We start from the raw sequence: 25,665 nt of genomic DNA on the forward strand, positions 1-25,665 counted from the left end.
CACGAAACTATCCCGGCTGCCCCACTGACCGCGCAATCACATCGACCGTGGCGTTGACCTGCTCTTGATAACGGTCGAGCTCCTCACGGTGACGCTGCTGTGCTTCGATCTGCTGCGAACACAGGTTCAACGCCGCCAATACCAGCAGCTTGTCGCCGATCAGCGTGGGGAACTTCTTCTTGGTGTCGGCCAACGCCGCCCGGAGCATTACCGTCGCGTCCTGCAAGGTCCGCTCCTGGCCGGCGGGGGCCTTGATCGAGTACTCCTCGCCGAGGATCGAGATGACGGTCACCCCATCGCTGCTGGTTCTCATGCGCTCACGGGACCTGCGCTGACACGCTCGACCAGCGCCTGGATACGGGCGGCGGTGGCGCCGTGCTTTTCTTCCTGTTCCATCAGGCTCAGTTGCAGGCTTTCGTTTTCGTCCTTGGCCTGGGCCAGCTCGGTGCTCAGCGCGGTATTGGCGGCCAACAGTTCCTGTTTTTGCTGAACCAGCTCGCTGACCAGTTGTTCCAATTGACTCAGGGAAGCTTCCAACATTTTCTTGATCTCTCGGGCAGTTTCAAAGGGCGCGTACGATAAAGAAAAGCCCCCCTGTTTGCCAGGGGAAAACTGTCGCAAAGCCTTGATTTTCCTGGCGGGACACTTTTCTTCGAACCTTAGGGACTGCGATTGCCAGGACATGTTCCCCACCCTCTGTCGGAAACCTTCACCTGCGACAAATACGCGCAGGGGCTTAAGACTTTAGTCGAATGACCGATAGGTCATTCAGACACGCTTTAAAAGTCGCACGGAATGCGCCCTCCTCTCAGGTAGCCACCATGTCCCTACGCAATATGAACATCGCCCCGCGCGCATTCCTCAGCTTCTCCCTGATCGGCGCGCTGATGCTGATCCTGGGGATCTTTGCCCTGAACCAGATGAGCAAGATCCGCGGCGCCGCCGAAGAGCTCAGCACCAACAGCGTGCCGAGCATCAAGAGCCTCGACGACCTCACCCAACTGACCCTGCGCCTGCGGGTCCTGTCCTATCGCCTGGTGACCAACCGCGCGCCCGACGAGCAACAGAAAATCCTCGACCTGTTCACCCAGCGCAACCAGCAGATCGGCAAGGCCCAGGCGATTTACGAAAAACTGATCACCAGTCCTGAAGAGCGTGCGGCCTACGACCGCTATGTGCAGGTGCTCGGCCAGTACCGTCAGCTTGAAGACCGGATGAAGGGCCTGTCGCGCAACAATCAGGTCACGGAACTGGCGGCCCTGATCAACAGCGAGTTGCTGGCCAACTCCGAACAAATCAACAACGTGCTCGAGAAGCTGGTGCAGATCAATACCCAGCAGACCGACGATACCCATCAACAGGCCGCCGACCAATACAGTCTGGCGTTCAATATGGTGGTGGGCCTGCTGCTGGCCGCCACCGGCCTGACCCTCCTGCTCGCCTGGTTGCTGACCAACAGCATCACCCACCCTATCGCCGACGCCCTGACCGCCGCCGAGCAGATCGCCGAAGGCGACCTGACCCGGCCGATCAAGGCCGAGGGCAACGACGAAGCCGGTCGCCTGTTGCAGGCCATGGTCAAGATGCAGCAGAAACTGCGTGACACCCTGCAGCGTATTTCCGGTTCGGCAACCCAGCTGGCTTCGGCGGCGGAAGAGCTGAACGCCGTCACCGACGAAAGCGCCAAGGGCCTGGTACGGCAGAACAACGAGATCGAGCAGGCCGCCACCGCTGTCAATGAAATGACCAGTGCCGTGGAAGAAGTCGCGCGCAATGCCGTGAGCACATCCGAAGCCTCGAAGCATGCCACCGCCTCGGCCGGCGACGGTCGTGACCTGGTCCAGGAAACCGTCGGCGCCATCGAACGCATGAGCAGCGATGTGCAGAGCACCGCGACGCTGATCGGCAACCTGGCCAAGGAATCCCAGGATATCGGCAAGGTGCTGGATGTGATCCGCGGGCTGGCCGACCAGACCAACCTGCTGGCCTTGAACGCGGCGATTGAAGCGGCACGGGCCGGGGAAGCCGGGCGTGGTTTTGCCGTGGTGGCGGATGAGGTTCGTGCCTTGGCGCACCGGACCCAGCAGTCCACCAGCGAAATCGAACGGATGATCGGCAGTATCCAGGGTGGGACCGAGCAAGCAGTGGATTCGATGCGCAACAGCACCGATCGGGCTGAGTCGACCTTGAATATCGCCAAGGGCGCAGGGATGGCGCTGGACACCATCAACACGGCGATTGTCGAGATCAACGAACGCAACCTGGTGATCGCCAGTGCGGCGGAAGAACAGGCTCAGGTGGCCCGCGAGGTGGATCGCAACCTAGTGAATATCCGCGATCTGTCGGTGCAATCGGCGACCGGGGCAAACCAGACCAGCGCCGCGAGCAATGAGCTGTCGCGCCTGGCGGTGGATTTGAACAGCATGGTGGCGCGCTTCAGTCTGTAAGGCTTAAGACTGGGTCGGCCCATTCGCGGGCAAGCTCCGCTCCCACAGGATCTATGTCGCGCCGCAGTTTTGCGACCGATCACAAAACCCTGTGGGAGTGGAGCAAAACTGTGGCGCGACGCAGATCCTGTGGGAACAGGACAAAACGGTGATGCGACGCAGATCCTGTGGGAGCGGAGCTTGTCGGGACGCCGCACCGCCGCGAAGGGAGCGCCGCGGTGTTTCGGTCAGTACTCGATCCGCACATCACCCTTCGGCACACTGCAGCACGACAGGATATAACCCTCGGCCACATCGTCGTCGGTGATCCCGCCGTTGTGCTCCATCTCCACTTCGCCGCCCAGCTTCAACACCTTGCAAGTCCCGCAGATCCCCATGCCGCAGGCCTTGGGAATCATCAGGCCAAGCTTGGCCGCCGCCGCGTGCACGGTTTCCCCCGGTGCCACGCGAATGCTCTTGCCAGTCGCGGTGAACTCCACCTGATGCAGATCCGCCGCATCCACTTCCGGTGCCTCTGCAGCCTGTTCGGCCTGTTCCACCGCGTCGGCACGAGCCTCCGGCGGCGTCGCACCGAACGACTCTTCGTGGTAGCGGCTCATATCGAACCCGGCCGCTTCCAGCAAACGCTTCACCGCGTTCATATACGGCGTCGGCCCGCAGCAGAACACCTCACGCTCCAGGAAGTCCGGCGCCATCAACTCCAGCATCTTGTGGTTCAGATAACCGCGATAACCGGCCCACGGCTCGCCCAAACCATGCTTCTCACAAATCAGGTGCAGGCTGAAGTTGTCGATCCGCGAGGCCATATGCTCCAGCTCGCGGTGATAGATGATGTCCTTGGGCGAACGGGCGCTGTGGATAAACACCATGTCGACATTGCCGTTGGTATCGTAGAACCAGCGGGCCATGGACATCACCGGGGTGATACCGACGCCGCCGCTCAGGTACAGCACCTTGGGGCTCGGGAAGTCGATGGCGTTGAACAACCCCACCGGACCGTGCACCGCCAGCTCCTGGCCTTCGTGCAGGGTGTCGTGCAACCAGTTGGAAACCTTGCCGCCGGGGACACGCTTGATGGTCACCGAAAAGCTGTAGGGCACCGACGGCGAGCTGGAAATGGTGTAGGAACGCATGATCGGCTGGCCTTCGATTTCCAGCTCCAGGGTGACAAACTGCCCCGGCTTGAAAAAGAACATGATCGGCTGGTCGGCCATGAAGCAGAAGGTGCGCACATCCCAGGTTTCCTGGATGACCTTCACGCAGCGCACGATATGCCGACCATTGGCCCAGGTCTGGGTTGTTACCGGATTGAGGAAGTTGTTCGACATATTGTTCTCCACCGCCGACTGTCGGCTCTATGTTGGCGATTCTGCGCAAGGGTCGAAGCGACCATTTACCTATCCGCGACATTGGCATGCTTATCGCGACCAGCCCGCAACGACCGGGGGTTGCGCGTCGGGAACGGATTCGGCCATGTCGCCCATGGATAAGGTTCATGTCGCTGCCAGCCGCACACTCCATCGCAAATGATCCAATGTATTTCCGTACTTGCGTGCTAACCGTATCAGCCACTATTCGCCGGCCACACCGCATGGCCATGAGGACTAAATCGATGGACGTCACCGCAACCCTGAGCCTGGGCGATCCGCTGGAACCCGCACGCAAGGCCACCGCGCAAATGCTGCAAGAGCGCGAACGCACCTTCTCCCTGCCGCAACCGTTCTACTCCGATGAGCGGCTGTTCGAAATCGATATGCAGGAAATCTTTCAGAAAGAGTGGTTGATCGCCGGCATGACCTGCGAAATCCCGACCAAGGGCAACTACATGACCCTGCAGATCGGCAAGAACCCGATCATCGTGATTCGCGGCGCCGACGGCGTGGTCCACGCCTTCCATAACGTCTGCCGCCACCGCGGTTCGCGGTTGTGCACCAGCGACAAGGGCAAGGTAGCCAAGCTGGTCTGCCACTACCACCAGTGGACCTACGAACTGGACGGGCGCCTGCTGTTCGCCGGCACCGAGATGGGCGCCGACTTCGACATGAAGCAGTACGGCCTCAAGCCGGTGCACGTGAAGACCTCCGGCGGCTACATCTTCATCAGCCTGGCGGAAAACCCGCCCGCCATCGATGAGTTCCTGACGACCCTGAACCACTACATGGAACCCTACGACATGGAAAACACCAAGGTGGCGGTGCAAACCACCTTGATGGAGAAGGCCAACTGGAAGCTGGTGCTGGAAAACAACCGCGAGTGCTACCACTGCGGCGGCTCCCACCCGGAACTGCTGAAGACCCTGCTGGAATGGGACGACGTCACCGACCCGCGGGCCGACCAGAAATTCAAGGACCACGTGGCCGAATGCACCGTGGCCTGGGAAGCCGAGAAGATCCCTTACGCCCACGCCAGCTTCGGCCTGCGTAACCGGATCGTGCGCATGCCGCTGCTCAAGGGCACCGTGTCCATGACCATGGACGGCCAGCAGGGCTGCAAAAAGCTGATGGGCCGGATCAAGAACCCGGATTTGGGTTCGATGCGCATCCTGCACCTGCCGCACTCGTGGAACCACTGCATGGGCGATCACATCATCGTGTTCACCGTGTGGCCGATCAGTGCCCAGGAAACCATGGTCACCACCAAGTGGCTGGTACACAAGGATGCGGTGGAAGGCGTGGACTATGACGTGGCGCGCATGCGTGAAGTCTGGGATGCGACCAACGACCAGGACCGTCGCCTGGCCGAGGAAAACCAGCGCGGTATCAACTCCACGGCCTACCAGCCCGGACCGTACTCGAAGACCTATGAGTTTGGCGTGGTCAACTTTGTGGATTGGTACAGCGAGCGGCTGTTGAGCAACCTGGGGGCCGAGCCTGCGCCTTACCTCAAGGGTGTGCCGGTGCACGGCTAAGAGCAAAAGCTTCGCGGGCAAGCCCTGCTCCTACAAATTGACGTCGTTCACCGCACTTGTGCACGACACCGACCTGTAGGAGCAGGACTTGTCGGATCGCCGCACCGCCGCGAAAGCGTCAGTACAGTCACCACCGGATTATCCGTGAGACGCCCACCTCACCGACCCATCCTCGCCAATAAACTCCTCGATAATATTCTCCCCGCTCAGCCGCACCTTCGCGTACCCATTGAGCACCCGCTCCGGGTATTCGTCGTCCATGGCATTCTGCACTTCGGAAAACAGCACCCGCTCATTGCCATCCAGCTCGCTGGTCACGCCATAGGGAATCGCCCCGTGCCCGGCACAACGCGCCCGTAACCCGCCCTGCTCGGCATACACAATCCCATTGTGCAGGTGCCCCCAGTACCAATAATCCGGCACCCGGCCCAAGGCATCACACACCGGCTGATACAGCGTGGTCTTGTTTGCCCCACTGATATCGAAACCCTGGTGATGACTGAGCACCAGCAACTTCTTGCCCTTGGGCAGGCTCTTCATCCAGTCGATCTGCTGCTGGTTCAAGGTACCGTCCATATAAAGACCGAGCGGCGCCGAGGCATAGGCCGAATCCAGTCCGACAATCAGCCAGTCATCGTTGTACAACGCAAAGTAGCTGGTGCCCTGCTGCACCGGGAACCGTGAGTTGAGTTCCGCGAAATAACCATGGGCGCCGCTGTACATCTCATGGTTGGAGTTGAGGGTGAAGGCGCCGTGCTTGCCCATCGGCCAGCCGGCCATGTCGACATCTTCCTCGGAGCCGGTGCCGGCGTAGTAGACGTCGCCCAGGTGAATGGTGAAATCGGCCTGGGCCAACTGCATCTGGTTGGCGACATTGACCGCCGGGGCATGGCTTTCAAAGGGCCCGGTGCCCCAGTCGCCGGCAATCGCCAGGGTCACGTCGTTGTCGATCATCATCACCATCGGCGTGGTGGCAAACGGCGCATGGCGCCGCAGGTTCTCGATCCACTTGATCAACGCCTCGCTCCACAGCAGGTCGAGCAACTCCCATTTGCGACAGCCCAGCAACGTGCCGTCCTTGAGGACCCGGGTTTGCAGCTGCGACTCCGAGGTCGGCAAGGCCTTGGCGTTGCCCATATGCAGGATCGACAACCCATGGGACAACTCCCAGGGCACCGCCGGCTCGTCCGTCGGCAGGTCGCCATGGTCCAGCACGTATTGGGCCTGGTCATGCCCTCGTTGCAACAACGCCTGGATGGCCTGGAACTCCTCGGGCTCGATGTCACTGGTGAGTTTTTTCCAGGACAACTCCAACCGGGCTTTCAGACCGCTGAGGCGGACGCGGATTTTCGCAAGTTCATGTTCCAGATGAGGCAAATTCATAGCTGTCTCCCTACAACGTCTTCATGAATTCGATCAGCGCCCATTTCTCGGCGTCGGTCAGTTGGGTCCCGTACAGGTGACCACTGTTGTGGTTGCCCTCCAGGCGTGTGTCATACCTGAAGTAGGTCGGCGCCTGGACCTGGGCACCGCTGGTGATGAAACCGACCTTGACCGGGTCATAGACATCCGAGCCGGTGTTGAACACCACCGGCCGTTTGTCCGGTGTCTGCAACAGGTCCCACAGGCTCGGCACCGAACCGTTGTGCAGGTACGGCGCGCGCATCCAGATGCCGTCGGTGGGGGTGTTGCTGTAGCTCTGGGTCTTGCGATAAGCGTTGAAATCGAATGGCGGTTTCTTGAAGCCATGGAACGCCTGCACGAGGCCGACGGTGAAGGAATCCAGGCGATGGGGGTCGGTGCCCAGTTGGTCGATTTGGGTGGTGACCTGGCCGGTGTCGGCCTTGCCGAACTCATGGCAGCCCGAACAGTTGTTGTCCCAGATCGGCTTGCCCTGGGCTACCCGCGCCTGGTCCAAAGCGAACGGCCAGGCCGGCGGCTTGGTGCCGAGCAACCACTGGGTGACCCGATTGAAACTCTCCGGCAACACCGACTGCGGCGTCGCGCCCACGGCCATGGCCGCGGCGTAGTTACGCTCGTGGATATCGTTGTTGTTGCCGTCCCAGTGCAGGTACAGCGATTCGCGCGGCTTCTGGTTCCAGATCTGCGGCAGGTCGACGGTGCCGATGGTCGAGTCATCCGGGAAACCGAAGACCACCATCTTGGTCGGGTTGAAGGTGTCGGTGCGCCCGGGCCCTTGTGCCGGCCGCAGTTTCTGCCAGGCGTAGGCCTGCTTCTGCTTGAGCAGCGCGGTCTTGGCCATGGGGATGATCAGGTAGCGGTTGTACAGGCGCTCGAAGAAGCCCAATTGGAACTTGGCGTTGATCGCCGTCATCACTGCGTCGGTGGTGAATTTCGGGTCGCTGGCGCAATCGTAGGCGAACCACTGGAAGGCTTGCAGTTGCAGGGTATTGGCCGGCGCGGTGGCGATCGGCTTGGCCACATCGCTCGCCGAGGCGCGGTAGGAGCCGGTGTGGCACAGCGCGCAGTTGGGTTCCACGGTCGGGTAGCCGATCTGCCGCTTGGCCATGCCGATGGGCAGGTCGCGACCGTTTTCATAGAGGAAGCCGAACGCCTCCCAGCCACCGGGCTTGGGCATTTTTTCCGGGCACATTTGCGGCAGCACGGCAAACAGGTAATAAGGGATTCGCGCTTCGATGCCCAGGCCGATGGCGGCGTACTTGAAGTGGTCTTCGTCGGAGGCGAATTTCTCTTCGGGCACCACCCGCAGCATGTTGTACCAGGTTTCGTAGCCGATAAAACCCAGCACCAACAGGGTGATCAGCAGGCCGACCCGAAAGCCGTGGCGATGCCAGCGGGCTTCCCAACCCTGGCACCAGGCATGCCAGCCATCGACCAGCAAGGCCCAGGGCCGGTGGGCCGGCGTGCTGCCCATGAAGAGCGTGACGCCCAGGACCAGGAACATGCTCAGGTCGCCGTAGAGCATGGGCACGAACACCGTGGGGGTGTTGCTGGTGTCGATCAGGTAGATCCAGAACGCCACGGCGACCAGCCGGCTCAAGACGCACAACCAGGAGTGGATCACGAAGCGCGGGGCGTTGAAGCCCGACGGCATGTAGAACAGGCTGATCCCCACCAGCAGCATGCCGGCGTTTTCCAGCCAGGGGTCCGAGAGCACCGGCGGCAGGCCGACCACCGAGGTCAGCAGCGCCGGGGCGAACAGGGCAGGCAGTGCGAACACCATGTTCATCACGATGCCTATCCAGATAAAGCGTTGGAACCAGCGGATGTAATTGTCCATATCACCCTTCCTTGCCAATCCGTTTTTACCGGCCGATCACGGTCCTTGTGGGAGCAGGCTTGCCGGCGATGGCGTCCGCAAGATCGATGCAAGGCTTACGGGCCTCATCGCCAGCAAGCCGGCTCCTACAGGCGTGGCGGCGTTTTCGAGACCGCTGCGCATCAGCCCAACGCGGTTTTCTCCAGATGTTCAAGGATCAGCGGATACACATCGACCACCGCGTTCTTGCCGAACATGCAGTCGATATGGCCATAACCCGGCACCACATGGCGGCTGAACAACTCGGGGCCATGCAGATCCACCAGCCGGTCGTAGGTCCTCTCCGTGCTCTCCGGCAAATAGCACTGGTTATCGGCACCGCTGATAAAACAGATCGGCAACTGCAGCCGGCTGAAATGCGGCATGTAGACGTCGTTGCCCTTGAAGTCCACCAGATGCCCCTTGCGGCAGATCAGCGCCAGGTGCTCGAAGGTCTGGATATTCGACTCGCCGAACAACTCATGCAGGTTGTCGTGCAGGGTTTCATTGAGGGTGTCGTGACGGTACAACGAGGCATACATGAAGGTGATCCGGTGACAGACCGGGTTGGTGCAATAGCCCTGGGCCTCGATCCGCGCATAGACGTTGAGGGCCTTGTCATAGAGTTTGTTGAACCAACTCTCCTTGCTGTCGGCATAGGCGGTCAGCGACTTGATGCCCACCGCCTCCAGCGCCCCCGGCAGGTGCAGGCCGGCCTTGATCCCGGTCGCCGTGGCCACCACCGTATCCGCGGCAATCTGCGAGCAGACCACCGAGCGCACATCCTGCAACCCCGCCAGCATCGACATGAAGAAGGTCGTGGCGCCATAGCAATGCACCACGCACTGCACGTCGCGGGCACCGGTGGCCTGGCGAATCTGCGCGATGGCCGCCTTGTAGTCGTACCGGGCGATCTGGTCGCCGTTCCACTCGTGCTTGCTCGCCGGCAACAGGATGCTGACCCGGAAATCCAGCAGCCAGACGTCGTAGTCGTGCTTGCACAGGTACTCCAGCAGGTTGGTCTGGATGGTATCGGTGGAGAAGATATTCGAGCCCACGCCCAACCCATGCACCAGCATCACCGGGCCTTTGCTGCCGGCCTGGTAACGGGTCAGGCGCAGTTGCACCTGGTCCTCGGTCTCGAAGAAATGCACCGTCGGCACCGGCGCATCCAGTGGCCGCTTGTGCCGGGGCGGCGCGTCCGGGTTGAAGTAGATATCGCCGGCAAACACCCCGCCGTAGCTTTCCCAGAGAATCCCGGCGAAGAACTTGCCGAAACGCGCCAGGGCCTCGATGCGCTCGCGCTCGTTACGGGCATTGAGCACCTTCATGGTGGTCATCTGCTTGGCGAAGTCGGCGGGCTTGATATGCATGACCCCGGAGCCGATCACCGCGCCGGTCTTGTCCGGGCCTTGGTAGAGCGTGACGTAAAGGGTGCTGGTGTCCGGCCAGATATTCAGCACACCGTTGTCTTCGGGCACGGTCTTGAAGGCACTGAAGAAATAGTCGCGACCGTCCTCGGCGGTCAGCTTCATGTCGTAGTTCATATGGCGCACGCCGACCTGTTCCTGGTACTGCTCGAACAGATTGAACACGCCGTTGCTGGCCGTCAGCGGATAAGGCGACAGCGCAGGGGCATTGAGGGTGCCGACCAGGGTCGCGGCATGCTCCGGCTCCTTGATCAGGCGATTGAGGTCGTTGCCGGTGATGGTCAGGGTGAACTCGATGGGTGAGTTCTGCGCCTCGCCGCTCTTGGCGGCCGCCTGGTAGACCGCCAGGTCGGTGCCCTGGGGCTGGGTGAAGTCCTTGGAGAAATAACCCTTCATGGTTTCGGTGAACTGCACCCCCAGGGTCGGCGGCGGCACCGGCTTGCGCGGTGCCGAGGGCAGGCGGTAGTCGATGACCCAGCCGCGATCGGCGGCCAGCAGGCCCATGTTGCGCTCGCTGACCGCCGAGATGGTCAGCAGCGGGTTGACCGCCAGCGAGGTCGGAATCACCGCCCCGTCGGTCACATACAGCCCCGGATAAACCGCATCGCCGTGGCTCCCGCTGAACACCTGGCCCTTGTGATTGACCACGCCTTGCGCGGCATCCTCGCCCATCACGCAGCCACCCAACGGGTGTACCGAGACGATGCTGTGCTTGAGCAACTTGGTCCAGATCGGGTTCGGCACCCAGACCCCGCCCAGGGCCTTGGTCGACTGATGCAGGCGCTCGTTGCCGAGCTTGAAGTTCTCCTGCTCGCCCACCCCGGGCCAGTCGATACGCAGCTGGTCCTTGTCGTCCAGCAGCATTCGGCCCTTGCCGTCGTCATGACTCATGATCAGGTAGGTCTGCATATTGTGCAGCGCGCCGTAATACGGGCCGCGCAGAAAGCTCTCGGCCTCGCGGGCCTTGTAGTGGAGCTGGGCGCTGACGCCCTTGTCGGTGGCCTCGCCGATCATCCCGGCAAACCCGGCCATGGCCGGCACCATCGGCCGCCCCAGCGCGCCCGGGATCGAGCCCTCCTCGATCACCATGCGACTGCGCCAGTCACCTTCGGTGCGCATATCGATGATCGAGGTGATGCACGGCCCGACCGGCTCCATCTCCTTGGCCGAGTGGGCGCCGAAACCGATGCCGTTGATGGTCTGCTCGCAATTGTGGCCGAAGCCGAGGATATCGCCGTTGCCGCTCATGTTTTCGCCGAGCTGGTCGGACATCGGCACGCCCTTGCTGCGCGAACGCAGGAGGATTTCCGTGGAACCCAGGGTGCCGGCGGAAACCACCACCACGTTGGCTTTGACGAACAACGTCGGTGCCGAGAATTTTTCCCGGCCGCTGTCCAGGTACTGGAAGTGCACGATCCAACCGTCACCGTCACGCTCCAGATGGCGCACCTCGGCCTGGCAGAAAATCTCCGCGCCGTGATTCCAGGCATCCGGCAGGTAGTTCATCAGGGTGGTGTTCTTGGCTTTGTTGTTACAGCCCGAGACGCAGTCACCACACTGGTTGCACGGCAGCTGTTCGACGCCGACATGGTTGAGGTTGTTGGGCAGCTTGTCGAAGGTCACGTTGATCGGTGGCGTATAGAAATGCGCTTTTTCCTCGAGAAAGTCCGCCGACTTGCGGTTGGCGTCCAGCTTCGCCAGTTTCGGTCCGGAGGCCGGATACGGATTGGGCTTGAGCATTTCCCGAGCCCGCGCATAACCTTCGGCCAGCAGCGTGTCACGATGATCGCGCACCGCCTGGGGCCAGCGTGGGTCCTCGAAGACCCCTGGCTCCGGCTCCAGGGACACGTTGGCGTTGATCAGCGAAGTCCCGCCCAGGCCGCAACCGACCACCACGTTCTGCTGGGCATTGACGTGCAGGTCGAACAGACCGGTGCGCGAACCGATATGGCCGTCCGGGTCATGCACCTGCAACTCCTCCGTCGCCGCGATCATGGTGTTGGGGTATTCCCCCGGCTGGATCTCGCGTCCGCGCTCCAGCAGGCAGACACTTTTCCCGGCCCGCGCCAGCCGCGACGCGGCGATACCACCGCCGTAGCCGGAACCGATCACGATGACGTCGTAGCGTTCCTTGATCTCACTGATGGATGTCGAAATCCGTGTCATGACTATCTCCCTGGGCGTGGGCATGGCTGGCAGAAACGTTGTGTACCTGAGCCTTGAGTCAAGGTGGCGCCCAAGAGGGTGTCAATAAACACCCTTAGAACTGTATGAAATTTGATCTATAGCGCTATGGGCTATAAGAACCGGGGCTTTGCGGCCTTAGCGAACAACTTATCCACAGAGCCACCCACAGTAAATGTGCGCAAGTAGCGCTTTATGCACCGTCGACACTGAAGGAATCTGAATAAAATCCGTGACTTATTCAGAAAGGTCTATTCAGGCAGTCTTTGATCGTTTTTTAATCAAAACCTTGAAGACCACGTTTTTAAAGGCCTATAGAGGACCGCGAACACCTTATCCACAGAAGCGCCAACAGACTTTGTGTGCAAGTCGGGCACTTTTCCAGTCATCTGTGGAAAACCGCTGAAAGCCGCGAGATATGAAGGTTTCAGGCCTGTCGAGGGCTGTAAAAGGCCTGCTTGGGTGTTTTTTGACCAACCCTCTACAGACCATATAAAACAAGGCCTACAGAGGACAGCAAACATCTTATCCACATATACGCCAACAGACTTTGTTAACAAGTCGGCGCCCGAGCGAACCTCGGCAACGCCCTTATCCACATAAAAATCCGAATAAAAACCGTCGGTTAGGTTGATCATTTTTCATACGAAGGGCTACAGACGTTGATTGGCATGGGCTGTAGCCATGCACAAACACCTTATCCACAGGCCGGCCCACAGTCTCTGTGGACACTTGGCCGTCAAGCGAAGGCTTGTGGTTTTACACGGCGGGAAATGAAGCCCTCAAGCGTCCGACTACACTCTGTCCACAACGCGCCATGTTCTTGCAGTGGAGGTATGGAGGTGTCTTGGCCACACGCTTTGCGAGAGAACCCGATGCGCCATCCATACACCCTGCTCGTCGTCTTCTACCTGATCCTGGCCGGCAGCGCCGAGGCCAACTGTTTTCAGGACGCCGGCGAGCGTTATCACATCGACCCGCTGCTGCTCTACGCCATCGCCCAGGTCGAGTCGGGCATGAACCCGGCGGCGCTCAATATCAACCGCGACGGCAGCCGCGATATCGGCCTGATGCAAATCAACAGCCGCCATCTGCCGCGCCTGGTGGCCTTTGGTATAGACGAGAAGAAGCTGCAGAGCGAGCCCTGCACCAGTGTCATGGTCGGGGCCTGGATTCTGGCGCAGTTTATTCAGCAGTTGGGTTACGGCTGGCAGGCCGTGGGCGCCTACAACGCCGGCGCCCTGCCGGAGCAGGGCGACGGACGCGAGCACTATGCGTTGCAGGTGTGGCACTACTACCGTGAGTTGTTGGTGCTGTACCGACCGGCGCGGCGCTGAACGGGCTTCAGCGCAGCACGCCTTCCTCGATCAACAGCTTGAGAATGGCATCGGCCCCGGCCTCGGCACTGACGCCCTTGAGCACCTGCCCACCGCCGCCGCTGGCCTTGGCCGTGGCCGCTTTCATCCGGTCGGCGCCGCTCTTGGCCTTGATCACCTTCAAGCGCTTGGGCCGTGGCTTGGCCGGTTGCAGCAAGGCGCCTGTGAATAACTCATCCTCCAGCACCTCCACTTCCTCGGCCTGCAGCACACCCCGTTGCGCCGGGCCGTAGGCGCTCTGCCGTGGCTTGGGCGCGGCGTTATCCACCGTCGCGAGAAACGGCAGACGGACTTTCAAACGACGCCGCTGCCCCCGCGGCAAAGCTTGCAGTACATGGGCCACGCCGTGTTCGATGGACTCGACCTGGGCCAAGCCCACCACCAGCGGCCAACCGAGGTTTTCCGCCAGCAGGAACGGCAGCATGCCCGAGCCTTCACCGGTTTCCGCCTGGCTGCCGGTGAGCACCAACTGGGCGCCGGCGTCGCGCAGATAATCGGTCAGGACTGGCAGCGCATCGGCGCCGGCCGGTTGTTCCAGCACCCGCAATTCGTCCAGGCCCATGCCCAGGTAAGCCCGCAGCGCCGGCTCCGAGACATCGCCGGCATGCACCACCTGCAAGTTATCCCCAGCCAGTTGCAAACCCAGTTCCACCGCGCGGGCATCCTGTTCGGCGCGACGGGCGCGGCCGGAGGTGGGGTGGGCGCCGATGGAGACCAGGCTGATTACATTCGTACTCATGACGTCATCCCTACCTTAAGCCGCATCGCGCTTGGCGCCGTTGCGGTATGCCGTCACCGCCGCGATCAGGGCGCGGAAGATCTCGCTGCTTTCGCCGATCACCGACAGGTCGGCCCGCTTGATCATGTCGCAACCCGGATCGAGGTTGATCGCCACCACCTTGTCGCAGGCACCGATGCCTTGCAGGTGCTGGATCGCCCCGGAAATCCCCACGGCCACGTAGACCCGTGCGGTGACCCAGGTGCCGCTGGCGCCGACCTGGCGCTCACGGGCCATAAAGCCGTCGTCCACCGCCACCCGTGATGCGCCTTCGGTGGCGCCCAAGGCCGCCGCTGTTTCGTGGAACAGCGCCCAGTCCTTGACCCCGTTGCCGCCGGAGAAAATAAATTCGGCTTCGGCCATGGGAATCGCCCCTGGGTCCACCGCCACCGCGCCGAGATCTTCGATCCTCGGCAAGCTGCGCACCACGCTTGTGGATAACTCCACGGGCAAGGCTTCATGACGGGTTTCGCTGACCGGCTCGGCGCATTCGGCGGCGGCCAGGATCAACCGGGCCAAGGGTCGCGCCAAGTCCTGCAGGCCTGCACCGGCACGGCCGATGCACTCCTCGCCCTTGACCTGCCAGACCCGCGTGGCCGGGCGCTCACCCAGGCTCGCGGCCAGGCGGCGGCCCAGTTCACCACCACCGCTGCGGCTGTCCGGCAGCAACCAGTGACGGGGATTGAACTGGTTATCCACAGCCCGCAGGCCCTGGACCCGTTGTTCCGGTGAATAACCGCTGAACTCATTGCCGTCGAGCACCAGCAGACGGTCGACGCCAGCGGTTTCGAAAGCGGATTCCTTGTGCTCGCCAAAGACCACGGCCAATACCGCGCCGTCCTTGCCGGCCATCTGATGGGCCAGGCCCAGCAGGTCGCGGTCGTGGCTGCTCAGGCGACCGCCGACCATATCCGGCACCACGCTGATATAGAACGCCGGTTGCGGCACCTGATGCAGTGGCAGCAGCACTTCGACGCTGGCCGAACGCTTGGTGGCGCCGCCCTGCTGGGCGCCGCTGCGGTCGATGCGCTTGATACCGTTGGGGCCGATAAAGCCGACGCCATGGACATTCTTGCGGACCAGGCCGTTAGGCCCCATCCAGCTCTGTTGCTGCGGTTGCATGGCCGCGTGCAACGGGTGCAGGCGGTTACGGGCGATCCACTCGGCGCGAGGGTCGCGGCGGATAATATCGCTCATCAGTGCACCTCCGCGGGTTCACGCTTGGGGGCTGGTTTGCTCGGCGCCGCTTCTTCAAGCAGGGCGTCGGCCACCAACTCGGCCAGATCCTTGATCAGCGGACGCGGTTCGACCACGCCTTCGAGCATCGCCGTGCATTGCGGGCAACCGACCGCCACCAGTTCGGCACCGGTTTCGCGGATGTCGTCCATGCGCATATCGGGAATCCGCTGCTTGCCGGGAATATCGGTGATCGGCGCGCCGCCACCGCCGCCGCAGCAACGGGAACGGAAGCCGGAGCGCTGCATTTCCTTGACCTCGATCCCCAGGGCCCGCAGTACATCGCGCGGCGCTTCATACTCGCCGTTGTAGCGGCCGAGGTAGCACGGATCGTGATAGGTCACGCTGTTGCCTTTGTGCTGCCCGAGGTTCAGGGCACCGGCGCCGATCAGTTCGGCCATATAGGTGCTGTGATGCTGCACCAGGTACTCGCCGCCGAAAGCACCGTATTCGTTTTTCAGCACATGGAAACTGTGGGGGTCGCAGGTGACGATGCGCTTGAAGCTGTATTTGGCCAGGGTCTGGATATTGCGTTTGGCCAACAGCTGGAAGGTTGCCTCGTCGCCCAGGCGCCGGGCCACGTCACCGCTGTCGCGCTCTTCCAGGCCGAGTACCGCGAAGTCGACCTTGGCCGCCTTCAGCACTTTGACGAAAGCACGCAGGGTGCGCTGGTTGCGCATGTCGAAGGCACCGTCGCCGACCCAGAACAGCACGTCGGTGGTTTTCTTCTCGCCGAGCAGGTTGAGGTTCAGGTCCGCCGCCCAGTTCATCCGACCGCCCGGGGCGAAACCGCCGGGGTTGTCGGTGGCGATCAGGTTTTCCAGGACTTCGGCGCCCTTGTTCGGGGTCGCGCCTTTTTCCAGGGTCAGGTGACGACGCATATCGACGATGGCATCGACGTGCTCGATCATCATCGGGCATTCCTCGACGCAGGCGCGGCAGGTGGTGCAGGACCACAGGGTCTCGGCGTCCACCAGGCCGTTGACGATCGGCTGGTGCGGGTTACCTGCATGCTCGCCGATGGCTTTGCCTGGATACGGGCTGCCGGCGAAGTTCGCGTCGGTGCCACCGGCCAGGCCGACCACCATGTCCTGAATCAGTTTTTTCGGGTTCAACGGCTGGCCGGCGGCGAACGCCGGGCAGGCGGCTTCACATTTACCGCACTGCACGCAGGCGTCGAAGCCCAGCAGTTGGTTCCAGGTGAAGTCCTTGGGTTTCTCCACGCCCAGCGGCGCCTTCGGGTCGCTCAGGTCCAGCGGCTTGAGGCCGGTGGAACGGCCGCCGCCGAAGCGTTCGGCGCGACGGTGCCAGGCCAGGTGCAGGGCACCGGCGAAGGCGTGCTTCATCGGACCGCCCCAGGTCATGCCGAAGAACAGCTCCGACACGCCCCACAGCACACCGAGGCCGAGGATCAGCGCCAGCACCCAGCCGCCAAAGTCTTCCGGAAGGATACCGGCCACCGGCAGGGTCACCAGGAAGAACGACGCCGAGAACGCCAGCAGGCTTTTCGGCAGGCGCATCCACGGGCCTTTCGACAGACGGGAAGGCGGGTTGCGGCGACGCAGGTAAACAAAGATCGCACCGACAAACATCACCGCCGACATCAGCAGCAAGGCATAGCCGAGGATGCGGTTATGCAGACCGAAGCCGTGCACCAGGATTGCCAGGACGATGGATGCCACCGCGCCGCCGGCCGTGGCAACGTGGGTGTTGGCAATGTATTTGTCCCGCGCCACCACATGGTGCAGATCGACCATATAGCGCTTGGGCATGGCAAAGAGGCCGCCGAGCAGATCGACTTTCGACGGTCGACCGCGACGCCACATGGCTACCCGCCGCAGCGCGCCGAGGACGGCAAGGCCCAGGGCGGCAAACAACAGGATGGGAAGAAGGGTGTTCAACATGGTGCAGCTCCCAAAGACCTCGGGGCTCGGTAACAGCCGGCTGGCTGGCGATTCAGGCGACGCGGTGCATCAGGCAGTCCGCGTTATCGTTCATCGCCAGCAAGCCGGCTCCTACAGGAGGTTGGCTTAGAAATCCTTGCACAGACGCAACGCGTCATAGATCGCCGCGTGCGTGTTGCGCTGGGCCACACAGTCGCCGATGCGGAACAGCAAGTAACCGTCGCCCGACTCGCTCAGCGAAGGCTGCGGCTTGATCGCGAACAGGGCTTCGACATCGATCTGGCCCTTGTTGCGCGAACCTTCCTTGAGCCCGTAGTAGATTTCCTCGTCCGGACGCACGCCGTTCTCCACCACCACCTGGTCGACCACCCGCTCTTCCTTGGCACCGGTGTATTCGTTCTCCAGCACCGCCACCAGCTTGTCGCCCTCGCGATAGACCTTTTCCAGCATCATGTCGCCGGTCATGATCACTTCTTTCGGGTACATGCTGCGGTAGTAGGTTGGGAACGACGTACCGCCAATGGCTACGCCCGGCTTGATATCGTCGGTGACGATTTCCACCTGGCTGCCCTTGTCGGCGAGGAAGTCGGCCACCGACATACCGGTGAACTCGCAGATGGTGTCGTAGACCAGCACATTCTTGCCCGGTGCGACCTTGCCATCGAGCACGTCCCAGCTGCTGACCACCAGCCCTTCGGCGGCGCCCCAGTGTTCGTTCTGCTCCAGGTTCGGATGCCCGCCGACAGCCAGCACCACGATATCCGGACGCAGGTCGAGGATAGTCGCCGCATCAGCAGCGGTGCCCAGACGCAGGTCGACCTTCAGACGCGCCAGCTCCAGCTGGAACCAGCGGGTGATACCGGCGATCTGGTCACGCTGCGGCGCTTTCGAAGCCGTGGTGATCTGCCCGCCGATGGCGTCTTTCTTCTCGAACAGGGTCACGTCGTGCCCGCGTTCGGCGGCCACGCGAGCGGCCTCCATCCCGGCAGGACCGGCACCGACGATCACCACCTTGCGCTTGACCCCGGTGGATTTCCCGATGATATGCGGCACGCCCATGTATTCACGGGAGGTCGCGGCGTTCTGGATGCAGAGTACGTCCAGGCCCTGGTACTGGCGGTCGATGCAGTAGTTGGCACCGACGCACTGCTTGATCTGGTCGATCTGGCCCATCTTGATCTTGGCGATCAGGTGCGGGTCGGCGATATGCGCGCGGGTCATGCCGACCATATCGACATAACCGCCTTCGAGAATACGGGTAGCCTGGTTCGGGTCCTTGATGTTCTGCGCGTGCAGCACCGGGACCTTGACCACTTCCTTGATCCCGGCCGCCAGGTGCAGGAACGGCTCCGGCGGAAAGCTCATGTTGGGGATCACATTGGCCAGGGTGTTGTGGGTGTCGCAACCCGAGCCGACCACACCGAGGAAATCGAGCATGCCGGTGTCATCGTAATACTTGGCGATCTGCTTCATGTCCTCGTGGGACAGGCCATCCGGGTGGAATTCGTCACCGCAGATACGCATGCCGACGCAGAAATCGTCGCCGACTTCCTTGCGCACGGCCTTGAGTACTTCCAGGCCGAACTTCATCCGGCCTTCGAAGGTACCGCCCCATTCATCGGTGCGCTTGTTGACCCGCGGGCTCCAGAACTGGTCGATCATATGCTGGTGCACGGCGGACAGTTCGACGCCGTCGAGACCGCCTTCCTTGGCCCGGCGCGCAGCCTGGGCGTAGTTGCCGATCACCCGCCAGATCTCTTCCGGCTCGATGGTCTTGCAGGTGGCACGATGCACCGGCTCACGCACACCCGAGGGCGACATCAGGGTCGGCCAGTTGAAGCCATCCCAACGCGAGCGACGACCCATGTGGGTAATCTGGATCATGATCTTGGCGCCATGCTTGTGCATGGCGTCGGCCAGGTTCTGGAAGTGCGGGATGATGCGGTCGGTGGACAGGTTCACCGAGCTCCACCATTCCTGCGGGCTGTCGATGGCCACTACGGACGAACCGCCGCAGATCGCCAGGCCGATGCCGCCCTTGGCCTTCTCTTCGTAATAACGGATATAACGCTCGGTGGTCATCCCGCCGTCGGTGGCATAGACCTCGGCGTGGGCGGTACTGAGCACGCGGTTGCGGATGGTCAGTTTGCCGATCTGGATCGGCTGGAACATTGCTTCGAAAGCCATGGTGCGATCCTCGACTTACAACGGCTTGACGGTGAACAAGCCGTCGTCGTGACCTTCTTCGGAGCCACCGTAGACCTGCTCGGCCACGGTACGAATCGCGCTGCCGCGTGCGGCCAGGATCTGGTCCATGGCGCCGGCGAACCAGCCGGTGAACATATAGTCGACCTTGCGCCCGACCTTGCCGTAGACATAGACGAACGCCGAATGCTCGAGCTTGACGCTGGCGGTGCCTTTGTCCAGGTCGATGTCCTGGATCTTGAACAGGCCCCAGCCGCGTTGCGACAAACGCTTCATGTAGTGCTCGAACACCGCGACGCCTTCCAGGCCATGGCATTCGGCTTCTTTTTCACACCAGTGCCAGGCGGACTTGTAGCCGGCCTTGTAGAGGATCTCGGCGTAGGCGTCGGCGCCCAGGACGTCTTCGATGCCCATGTGATTGTTGACGAAGAAGTGCCGTGGCACGTAGAGCATCGGCAGGGCGTCGGACGTCCAGACACCGGTTTCGCTGTCGACTTCGATAGGCAGTTGCGGGGCGATTTTAGCCATGGGTAACACTCCAGAATTCGTTGATCGCGGCTGGCCGCTTACGCCCTGCGCGACCGGCGCGCAGGGTGTGTGTCAGTTGGGAAAAGACCGCGGCGTTATTCGCCCCAGACGTCCTTGAGGACGGTGACCCAGTTTTCGCCCATGATTTTTCGCACCACGCGCTCAGGGTGACCGCGCTTGAGCAGGGTCTCGGTGAGGTTGGGGAACTCGCCCACGGTGCGGATGCCCAGCGGGTTGATGATCTTGCCGAAGCTGGTCAGACGACGGGCGTAGCCCTTGTCGTGGGTCAGGTATTCGAAGAAGTCCTGGCCGTGGCCCTGGGTGAAGTCGGTGCCGATGCCGATGGCGTCTTCGCCGACGATATTCATCACGTATTCGATGGCCTCGGCGTAGTCGTCGATGGTCGAATCGATGCCCTTGGCGAGGAACGGCGCGAACATGGTCACACCGACAAAACCACCATGGTCGGCAATGAACTTCAGTTCGGCGTCGGACTTGTTGCGCGGATGTTCTTTCAGACCCGAAGGCAGGCAGTGGGAATAGGTCACCGGCTTCTTCGATTCGAGGATGACTTCTTCGCTGGTCTTGGAACCGACGTGGGACAGGTCGCACATGATGCCGACGCGGTTCATTTCAGCGACGATCTCGCGACCGAAGCCCGACAGGCCGCCGTCACGCTCATAGCAGCCGGTGCCCACCAGGTTCTGGGTGTTGTAGCACATCTGCACAATGCCGACGCCCAGCTGCTTGAAGATCTCGACATAGCCGATCTGGTCTTCGAAAGCGTGGGCATTCTGGAAGCCGAAGAGGATGCCGGTCTTGCCCAGCTCCTTGGCCTTGCGAATATCGGCGGTGGTGCGCACCGGCATCACCAGGTCGCTGTTCTCGCGGATCAGTTTCTGGCTCGAGGCGATGCTGTTGACGGTGGCCTGGAAGCCCTCCCACACCGACACGGTGCAGTTGGCGGCGGTCAGCCCGCCTTTGCGCATGTCCTCGAACAGTTCGCGGTTCCACTTGGCAATGATCAGCCCGTCGATAACGATGCTGTCGGCGTGCAGTTCGGCTGGGCTCATCAGGCTGTCCCCTATTAGCGATTCACGCGCCGAATCGTCTGCCGGCGCTTTGGGGTCAGCATATGCCCAGGGGACCGGAGAGCCGGGTGCAAAAACGACAGGGGAATTGCCGAAAGCGTCAATCCGCGACAAAGGGGCGTTGCCATGGGCATTTCCGGCCCGTAGGTTTAAGTACTTGTCCATGTACGACTATTCTTTGGCCCGGGCTTGAGACAGAATTGCCCTCCATCGCTCTGCCACCTCTTTTGATCAAGGATCGGGACGCCGCAATGAAATCGATTTTCCTGGCTTTGGCGCTTGTCAGCCTGGCTGCCCACGCGGCCGAAGACGCGGACAACTCGCCCTGCGACGCGGTCGAAAACGACCAGCAGACCCTGGAGTGCGCCACCTACAGCAAGAACACCGCCGAGCAATTGCTCAAGGAAAACTTCGAAGCACTGCTGGAACGGGTCAAGACGCAATACGCCAATGACAAGGCGCAAGCAGCCGATATCACCGGCAAGCTGCAGGCGGCCCAACAGCTCTGGATCAAGTCGCGGGATGCCGATTGCGCCATTGCGCCGCTGCCGGCCAAGCCCGGGAGCAAGCCGTTCACCATCGACCAGTACGACTGCCTGGCGAGCAAGAGCGACGAACGGTCGGAGTTTCTTGAGTCGATTGCCCAGGAATAATCCCGGGCGGCTGTCTACACTGGAGCACATCCCGTCCTGAATTGGCTGTACAGGCGAGTCGTTGACGATCATCACAGGATCTTCATATGCGCTCACTTTCAGCCATTCCGCTGTATGCCTTGGCGATTTTTATCGCCATTGTGCTGTTTATTGAAATCGGTCGCCGCATCGGCAACCACCATCTGGCCCTCGACCCCGAGGGTGCGCGGACCGGCACCAGCGCCATCGAAGGCGCGGTTTTTGGCCTGTTGGCGCTGTTGATCGCCTTCACCTTTTCCGGCGCGGCCACCCGGCTGGATGCCCGGCGCAATCTGATCGTCGAAGAAACCAACGCCATGGGCACCGCCTGGTTACGCCTGGACCTGTTGCCGCCGGCCAACCAACCGGCCTTGCGCCAGGCGTTTCGCGACTATGTGGACGCACGCATCGCCTACTACCGCGACCTCAACGAACTCGACCGTTCCAGCCTGGACAACGCGCGGGGCAATGCCTTGCAGCTGGAGATCTGGAAACAGTCGGTCGCCGCGCTGCCGCAGATGCCCACGCCGGCGCTGGGCTCCAATCTGCTGCAAGCCCTCAACTCGATGATCGACATCACCACCACCCGGGGAGTGGCCCAGGACACCCACCCGCCACTGGTGATCTACCTGATGCTGGTCGCCCTGACCCTGGTCAGCGCCCTGTTCATCGGCTACGACATGGCCGGTACGGCCAGGCGCAACTGGCTGTACAGCCTGGGTTATGCGCTGGTGATGGTCTGTGTGCTGTATGTGATCCTGGATTTCGAGTACCCGCGGATCGGCCTTATCCGCGTCGACTACTTCGACCAGATCATGCTCGACCTGCGCAAAACCATGGATTAACGCGCCCTGCACGGGCCACGGACAGCGACTAGACTGGGCAGTGAACCCACTCATTCAAAAGGAACTTGAATGTACGCGCCCCGAGAAACCGAACATGACTACCTCTTTACCCGAGGCGTCCTGCTGCTTTTCCTGATTTTCCTGGCCTTTGGCATGGCGGCGCTGTCCAAGAGCGGCGGGCTGCTGTATGCCGCCATCAAGGCGGCGCCACGGGAAGTGACCGGCACCATCACGCAGGTCATCAATACCCGCAAAGAGGCTTCCCCGGCGGATATCTACTACGCCTTCGACTACGAAATGGGCCACCGCGGCCAGGGCATTCACTCGCTGAACGCCAGGGTACAGAACCCGACGTACCAGATCGGCGATCATGTGCAGATCGTCTATTCCGACTGGTTCCCGAGCTTTCACAGCCTGAAGACCGAATTCAGCTTCAAACGCGCGGATTTTTACATCTTCAGCGCCAGTGTCAGCCTGATCGCGTTGTGCCTCTGCCTGCTGTGCTGGAATTACCGGCAGATGGCGAGGTTTCGTGAGGAGGGTGTCTATTACTGATTGGCCCCTGAATAGCTTGGCCCGCCGACGTAACATCAGGACAATGTTCATGCGTTGTCCTGAGGGAAGATATAAGTAAGTATTCGCAATTCTTATAAAAGACTTATATCATCCCATGAATACGATTTTCTGGACCCGAAAGGCGGCCAAGCAACTTCTGAGATTGCATTCCCGGGATCAGGTTCACATTCGCGATGCGGTGACCATCCTCAGCGGCATGCCTGACGTCAGCAACGTCAAGGCGCTGAGTCAGCATGACTATGGCTACCGTATGCGAGTCGGTCGCTACAGGATTCTGTTCGATTGGGAAGGGACGATCAAAGTAGTCAGTATTCAAGAGGTCAAGAAGCGCGATGAACGTACCTACTGAAATCCAGATCATCAACGGTGCCGACGGGCGGCCGGCGTTCGTCGTCATACCCTATGCGCAATACGTGGCACAGCAGACTGAAGCCGATTTGATTCCCCACGAAGTCGTCAGCCGTATAGTGGACGGCGCCACCCCCATTCGTGCGTGGCGTGAACATCTGGACCTGACGCAGGACGAAGTGGCCAAGCGCCTGGGTATTTCCCAACCGGCTTACGCCCAGCAGGAATCCGTGAACAAACCTCGCAAGGCGACCCGCGAGAAGATTGCCGCGGTCTTCGGCATCAAAGCCGATCAACTGGAACTCTAAGCCTTCCCTCTTTTTCTCCAAGGACTCCAATGACCCTCTGCGGCATCGAAATCAAAGGAAGCGAAGCTATCTTCGCCATCGCCACCTTGCAGGGCAGCGCCCTCGCGCATGTGGCCGTCGCCATCAAGAAAATCGCCCTGGACGAGGATGACGAGGCCGCCAACGTCAAAGCCTTCGCCGCCCAGGTCAAGGCGTTCGTCCAGGACGCGGGCATCGAACGGATTGCTATCAAGAAGCGCAGCAAGAAAGGCGAATTTGCCGGTGGGCCGACCACTTTCAAGATCGAAGGGATTTTCCAGTTGCTGGAAAACTGCGAGGTGACGCTGCTGTCACCGCAGACCATCAACGCCCAGAACAAGAAGTTCGACTTCGCCCTGCCGGCCACGCTGAACAAATATCAGCATGAAGCCTACAAGGCCGCCTGTGCGGCGCTGATGAAAAAGTAAGTCAGCGCCTACGCCTTTATCCCGCGCCGATCCTCCCGCGGACACTGGGCAAATCGCGCCCGGTAGCTGCGGGTGAAATACGACGGCGATTCAAACCCACTGGCGATGCTCACCTCCAGCACGCTCATGTCCGTCTGGCGCAACAACTGCCGCGCCTTCTCCAGCCGCAAGCCCAGGTAGAAATTGCTCGGTGTGTCCTTGAGATACAGCCGAAACAAACGCTCCAACTGGCGCCGTGTCACCTTGATCGACTCCGCCAGCTCCAGCGTGCTCAACGGCGGCTCCATATGCTGTTCCATCTCCCCAACCACATGCACCAGCTTCTTGTTACTGATGCCGTAGCGCGTGGCGATCTGCATGCGCTGGTGATCCTTGCGCGGGCGGATACGCCCCAGCACGAACTGCTCGGACACCTGGATCGCCAGTTCCGGGCCGTGGGCCTGGCCGATCAGGTCGAGCATCATATCGATGGACGCAGTGCCGCCGGCACAGGTGATCCTCCGGCGATCGATCTCGAACAGTTCCTGGGTCACTTCCAGCTGTGGATAAGATTCCTTGAAGGCCTCCAGCGCCTCCCAGTGCAGGGTCACCCGGTGCCCTTCCAGCAGACCGGCTTCGGCCAGCACCACGCTGCCGGTGTCGATACCGCCCAACGTCACGCCTTCATGGTCCAAACGCCGCAACCAGTGCGCCAACGTTGGGGAGGCGAACTTCAGCGGCTCGAAACCCGCCACCACCAATAACGTCGCCCCCTTCTTCAACGGCTCCAGCGCCGCATCGGCGTTGACCGACATGCCATTGCTCGCCAGCACCGCCCCACCATCGGCACTCAACACGTGCCAGCGATACAGCTCGCCGCGAAAGCGATTGGCCACCCGCAGGGGCTCGATCGCCGAGATAAAACCCATCGCCGAAAAACCCGGCATCAACAAGAAATAGAAATCCTGGGACATGGAACGCGCTCGCAAGACGGGTAGCGTTCCCGACGTGATACGCCAGTTGCACGACGGCCACAAGAGCACAGGTCGCTGCTGTGCAAGAGTCGGTCGCCGCTGTGCGTTTTCAGCAAGGCCGGGCTGCGTAACGTGGCATCACCGGCGCACG

Annotated in this window: 22 protein-coding genes; 9 read left to right on the plus strand and 13 right to left on the minus strand. The window is 61.4% G+C overall.

Features of this window, described 5'->3' with window-relative positions; translation table 11 throughout:
• Positions 1–7: 7 nt before the first annotated feature.
• Positions 8–313 (minus strand): cell division protein ZapA, encoded by a 306-nt coding sequence (locus M5B42_RS18080; RefSeq protein ID WP_103498192.1) that lies wholly within the window; start codon positions 311–313, stop codon positions 8–10.
• The gene (locus M5B42_RS18085; RefSeq protein WP_100938572.1) at positions 310–540 is read right to left on the minus strand and encodes a hypothetical protein; all 231 of its coding nucleotides are present in this window, start codon (positions 538–540) and stop codon (positions 310–312) included. Before M5B42_RS18085 ends, M5B42_RS18080 begins: the two co-directional genes overlap by 4 nt.
• A 281-nt stretch (positions 541–821) precedes the next feature.
• Between M5B42_RS18085 and M5B42_RS18090 the strand changes: the two genes are divergently transcribed.
• Positions 822–2,447 carry a methyl-accepting chemotaxis protein gene (locus M5B42_RS18090; RefSeq protein WP_248746618.1) on the plus strand — a complete coding sequence of 542 codons (1,626 nt, stop codon included), beginning with the start codon at positions 822–824 and terminating at the stop codon, positions 2,445–2,447.
• 227 nt (positions 2,448–2,674) lie between these two features.
• Here the strand turns inward: M5B42_RS18090 and gbcB are convergent, their stop codons facing one another.
• On the minus strand, positions 2,675–3,775 hold the full coding sequence (gene gbcB, locus M5B42_RS18095) for a glycine-betaine demethylase subunit GbcB (RefSeq protein WP_152741104.1): 1,101 nt from the start codon (positions 3,773–3,775) through the stop codon (positions 2,675–2,677).
• Positions 3,776–4,059: 284 nt separating this feature from the next.
• On the opposite strand from gbcB, the gene gbcA reads away from it, so the two are divergent.
• Positions 4,060–5,355, plus strand: coding sequence for a glycine-betaine demethylase subunit GbcA (gbcA, locus tag M5B42_RS18100; RefSeq protein WP_103495267.1), 1,296 nt, complete (start codon positions 4,060–4,062; stop codon positions 5,353–5,355).
• Between the two features lie 138 nt (positions 5,356–5,493).
• Here gbcA and M5B42_RS18105 read toward each other — a convergent pair whose 3' ends face one another.
• From M5B42_RS18105 to M5B42_RS18115, 3 genes are all read right to left on the minus strand, one after another.
• Positions 5,494–6,738, minus strand: a complete 1,245-nt coding sequence (locus tag M5B42_RS18105) for a metallophosphoesterase (RefSeq protein ID WP_248746619.1) — start codon at positions 6,736–6,738, stop codon at positions 5,494–5,496.
• Positions 6,739–6,748: 10 nt separating this feature from the next.
• Positions 6,749–8,617, minus strand: coding sequence for a hypothetical protein (locus tag M5B42_RS18110; protein ID WP_248746620.1), 1,869 nt, complete (start codon positions 8,615–8,617; stop codon positions 6,749–6,751).
• Positions 8,618–8,778: 161 nt separating this feature from the next.
• Complete coding sequence (locus M5B42_RS18115; protein ID WP_248746621.1) at positions 8,779–12,231, minus strand: GMC oxidoreductase; 3,453 nt, start codon at positions 12,229–12,231, stop codon at positions 8,779–8,781.
• An 893-nt stretch (positions 12,232–13,124) separates the two neighbouring features.
• Here M5B42_RS18115 and M5B42_RS18120 point away from each other — a divergent pair.
• Positions 13,125–13,586, plus strand: a complete 462-nt coding sequence (locus M5B42_RS18120; RefSeq protein WP_248746622.1) for a transglycosylase SLT domain-containing protein — start codon at positions 13,125–13,127, stop codon at positions 13,584–13,586.
• A 7-nt stretch (positions 13,587–13,593) separates the two neighbouring features.
• Here M5B42_RS18120 and M5B42_RS18125 read toward each other — a convergent pair whose 3' ends face one another.
• The 6 genes from M5B42_RS18125 to M5B42_RS18150 all read right to left on the minus strand — a co-directional run bounded on the left by M5B42_RS18125 (position 13,594) and on the right by M5B42_RS18150 (position 21,349).
• On the minus strand, positions 13,594–14,364 hold the full coding sequence (locus M5B42_RS18125) for an electron transfer flavoprotein subunit beta (protein ID WP_103495262.1): 771 nt from the start codon (positions 14,362–14,364) through the stop codon (positions 13,594–13,596).
• 15 nt (positions 14,365–14,379) lie between these two features.
• Complete coding sequence (locus tag M5B42_RS18130) at positions 14,380–15,600, minus strand: electron transfer flavoprotein subunit alpha/FixB family protein (protein ID WP_103495261.1); 1,221 nt, start codon at positions 15,598–15,600, stop codon at positions 14,380–14,382.
• Positions 15,600–17,543, minus strand: coding sequence for a dimethylglycine demethylation protein DgcB (gene dgcB, locus M5B42_RS18135; protein WP_248746623.1), 1,944 nt, complete (start codon positions 17,541–17,543; stop codon positions 15,600–15,602). The genes M5B42_RS18130 and dgcB overlap by 1 nt, the downstream gene beginning before the upstream one ends.
• A 126-nt stretch (positions 17,544–17,669) precedes the next feature.
• Positions 17,670–19,730, minus strand: coding sequence for a dimethylglycine demethylation protein DgcA (gene dgcA / locus M5B42_RS18140; RefSeq protein ID WP_248746624.1), 2,061 nt, complete (start codon positions 19,728–19,730; stop codon positions 17,670–17,672).
• Between the two features lie 15 nt (positions 19,731–19,745).
• A complete protein-coding gene (locus tag M5B42_RS18145) occupies positions 19,746–20,276 on the minus strand; it encodes a DUF5943 domain-containing protein (RefSeq protein WP_248746625.1) in 531 nt (176 codons plus the stop codon).
• 95 nt (positions 20,277–20,371) lie between these two features.
• Positions 20,372–21,349 carry a dipeptidase gene (locus M5B42_RS18150; RefSeq protein ID WP_100942521.1) on the minus strand — a complete coding sequence of 326 codons (978 nt, stop codon included), beginning with the start codon at positions 21,347–21,349 and terminating at the stop codon, positions 20,372–20,374.
• 269 nt (positions 21,350–21,618) lie between these two features.
• On the opposite strand from M5B42_RS18150, the gene M5B42_RS18155 reads away from it, so the two are divergent.
• The 6 genes from M5B42_RS18155 to M5B42_RS18180 all read left to right on the plus strand — a co-directional run bounded on the left by M5B42_RS18155 (position 21,619) and on the right by M5B42_RS18180 (position 24,561).
• Positions 21,619–22,020 (plus strand): lysozyme inhibitor LprI family protein, encoded by a 402-nt coding sequence (locus M5B42_RS18155; RefSeq protein ID WP_248746626.1) that lies wholly within the window; start codon positions 21,619–21,621, stop codon positions 22,018–22,020.
• A gap of 86 nt (positions 22,021–22,106) precedes the next feature.
• Complete coding sequence (locus M5B42_RS18160; RefSeq protein WP_248746627.1) at positions 22,107–22,883, plus strand: DUF4239 domain-containing protein; 777 nt, start codon at positions 22,107–22,109, stop codon at positions 22,881–22,883.
• Between the two features lie 69 nt (positions 22,884–22,952).
• Positions 22,953–23,438 carry a DUF3592 domain-containing protein gene (locus tag M5B42_RS18165; RefSeq protein ID WP_152741114.1) on the plus strand — a complete coding sequence of 162 codons (486 nt, stop codon included), beginning with the start codon at positions 22,953–22,955 and terminating at the stop codon, positions 23,436–23,438.
• 115 nt (positions 23,439–23,553) lie between these two features.
• Positions 23,554–23,808, plus strand: a complete 255-nt coding sequence (locus M5B42_RS18170; protein ID WP_100942525.1) for a type II toxin-antitoxin system RelE/ParE family toxin — start codon at positions 23,554–23,556, stop codon at positions 23,806–23,808.
• A complete protein-coding gene (locus M5B42_RS18175; protein ID WP_248746628.1) occupies positions 23,792–24,115 on the plus strand; it encodes a helix-turn-helix transcriptional regulator in 324 nt (107 codons plus the stop codon). The genes M5B42_RS18170 and M5B42_RS18175 overlap by 17 nt, the downstream gene beginning before the upstream one ends.
• Before the next feature lie 29 nt (positions 24,116–24,144).
• Positions 24,145–24,561, plus strand: coding sequence for a DUF3010 family protein (locus M5B42_RS18180; protein ID WP_248746629.1), 417 nt, complete (start codon positions 24,145–24,147; stop codon positions 24,559–24,561).
• 8 nt (positions 24,562–24,569) lie between these two features.
• On the opposite strand, the gene M5B42_RS18185 is transcribed toward M5B42_RS18180, so the two are convergent.
• Complete coding sequence (locus M5B42_RS18185) at positions 24,570–25,514, minus strand: GlxA family transcriptional regulator (protein ID WP_248746630.1); 945 nt, start codon at positions 25,512–25,514, stop codon at positions 24,570–24,572.
• Between the last annotated feature and the right edge of the window lie 151 nt (positions 25,515–25,665).

Source organism: Pseudomonas sp. MWU12-2037, from assembly GCF_023242345.1.
In the GTDB taxonomy this organism is placed as follows: Bacteria; Pseudomonadota; Gammaproteobacteria; order Pseudomonadales; family Pseudomonadaceae; genus Aquipseudomonas; species Aquipseudomonas gingeri_D.